The 2502-nt window shown below is 31.5% G+C and carries 2 protein-coding genes and 1 pseudogene; 1 reads left to right on the top strand and 2 read right to left on the bottom strand.

From position 1 onward, the window contains the following. A pseudogene (locus DMP16_RS09050) lies at positions 1 to 977 on the top strand (radical SAM protein); the annotation flags it as partial. Between the two features lie 234 nt (positions 978 to 1211). Here the strand turns inward: DMP16_RS09050 and DMP16_RS09040 are convergent. Both DMP16_RS09040 and DMP16_RS09035 read right to left on the bottom strand, forming a co-directional pair. Continuing rightward, entirely contained in the window at positions 1212 to 1745 is a 534-nt protein-coding gene (locus tag DMP16_RS09040) for an MBL fold metallo-hydrolase (RefSeq protein WP_069282477.1), read from the bottom strand. Further along, the gene (locus tag DMP16_RS09035; RefSeq protein WP_069282476.1) at positions 1742 to 2473 is read right to left on the bottom strand and encodes a phosphoribosyltransferase family protein; all 732 of its coding nucleotides are present in this window, start codon (positions 2471 to 2473) and stop codon (positions 1742 to 1744) included. Before DMP16_RS09035 ends, DMP16_RS09040 begins: the two co-directional genes overlap by 4 nt. Between the last annotated feature and the right edge of the window lie 29 nt (positions 2474 to 2502).

The raw sequence follows: 2502 nt of genomic DNA, 5'->3' as shown, positions 1-2502 counted from the left end.
CTAGAAAAACTAATCCAAAGAATCATTGGGAAATACCATATACGTTAGAAGTATTCAGGAGGGCTGGATTGACTAGTGTAGTTCTAGTTCCTACGGTAATTAAGACTGTAAATGACAGTGATTTAGGTAATATTGTGAAATTTGCAGCTAGAAATATGGATGTAGTAAGATCAGTAAACTTCCAACCGGTCAGTTTAACTGGTATGATGAAGAGAAATATGAGAGCGAAGTTTAGGATAACAATCCCAGAAGTTATTAAGAATATAGAAGAACAAACTAATGGGGAAATAACTAGAGATAGTTGGTATCCGATAGGCACTTCTGTAGTATTTTCAAGGCTAGTTGAAGCATTAACTGGAAAGGATCAATTCGAGATGGCTAATCATCCTGTTTGTGGAGCAGGAACTTATGTCTATGTAGAATGGAAAGATCACGAACCTCACTTTATACCTATATCTAAATTTATCGATCTAGAGGGATTATTAGAATATCTTAAGGAGAAGGAAGAAGAGCTAAGAGAAGGCGCAAATAAGATATGGGTTGCGAGTAAGTTATTATATAGTATAAGAAAGTTTATAGATAAGGAAAACGGACCAAAAGATTTCGATGTTTATAAAATGCTATATAATATAATAGTTCATCATAATTACGAGGCTTTAGGTGAATGGCACTACAGAACTCTATTCCTAGGAACGATGCACTTCATGGATTTATACAATTATGACGTACAAAGAGTGATGAGATGTGATATTCACTATGTCGTACCAGATGGTAGAGTGATACCATTCTGTACCTATAATGTGTTAAATGACCTATATAGAGACAAAGTTTTAAAAGAGTATCAAATACCGTTAGAAAAATGGACTAAAGAGCATGGAGAGAACTCGTTAGGAGATGCGATAAAGTACAAAAGAGTAGCTTCTACATTAGAGCAGTCTGAAATATATGCAAATACATATAGGAGTTTTGTGACATAAAATAATTTATTTTAAAAAACTATCTAATGTACTACCAGTTACCGTTTTTTTAGCTCCTTTTTTATCATAAGGGATAATGTTTTTAAACCATACCCTTAAGTTACACTCATTCCTTTTTTTTACATAATGTACAACATTCGTAACATACGTCCATTTTCAGTATCTGACAATATTTAGTTTCTCTAAAAAATCCACAAGAATTACATTCAAGCTCAAATACCATATTTTTATACCTCATTTCCTACATTCGTTAATATCACAAATATACTTTATGTTTGGATCATATGTAGATAATCTTGTATTACTTCCTGTGAATAGAATGTTTTGATAAAGGACTATTATACTGCCTTTTGTAAGTGTTCTGGTCAGAAATATTCTGATATCATTTAGCTCAAAATATCTCTCTTTTATCTCTAACGATATAGGCGAACTTACAATTTTTTCCCTTTCGCATTCTCCCTGCCTTATCATTAACGAATCTGGAAAATGGGCTATTGTAATAGGATAAAATAAGTTATATAGGGTATTAAGTCCCCCAGCATTCTCTTTCTTACAACTTGTAAGTATTATGAATTTTAACTTTTTCTCTCCTTTCATGATCTCAAGTAGCGTCTCTATTATATATTCTATATTACTTCCAGTAGTCGTATCTATAAGTGTATAATAATCTTCTTTTTCATTATAAATTAAATAAGCATTAGTATCGTTTTTATCGATAAGTTTACCCCCGATTAAATATACATTTTTATATACTTTAGCTATGCTCATATTCTAAAAATAACAGTGATATTATTATCGCTATCTGAGAATTTTCTTTTCCACTCGTCTGTATTCGTAGCGATAATTAATGCTCCACTAACTTTAGCATTAACCTTTTTCGCAAGATTGTATAATGCTTGTAGTGTTTTTCCACTTCTGATTACATCATCTACTATTAGTATTTTATCCTTCTTGCTAATATAATCCTCTCTTATATAGATGCTCGAAACTATTCCATTACCTTCCTTTATGCTTTCATCAACATAAGGGATTGATACAGAATCTTTATATTTTTTAGAGATGACCAGTGGTTTTTCAACAATTGATGAAACCAGCGTAGCAAAGGGTATTCCATTAGACGCAATACCGACAACCTTAGTAACGTTATGAATAATACTACTCCTCATTAAATATATTTCTAATAGAAGTCTTAATAAATTAGGGTAGAATAGAAGTTGGGAAACATCTAGATAATCATCTTCATAAATCTTAATTTTATCAATAAAAAAATTGTACAAAAATTCCTTACTTTTTACTTTGTTGACTATATCCAATGCTTGTCTCTCGCTAGGTATTGTCCTACCATTAACATATCTGCATATTAGGCTTTCTTGAATGCTGAATAAGGTAGATAGTTCCTTATATGTATAGACGTTCTTCAATTCCTTCAGTACATCGACGCTAAATAATCTAAGTCTTAATTCTTTTTCTTTCATTTGCTGTAATTTTCCTATCATAATCTCCTGGCCCCTTTCTCATTTTATCC

This window comes from Sulfolobus sp. B1 (assembly GCF_007050195.1).
Lineage (GTDB): Archaea > Thermoproteota > Thermoprotei_A > Sulfolobales > Sulfolobaceae > Saccharolobus.
This window is presented reverse-complemented; position numbering and strand designations above follow the sequence as displayed.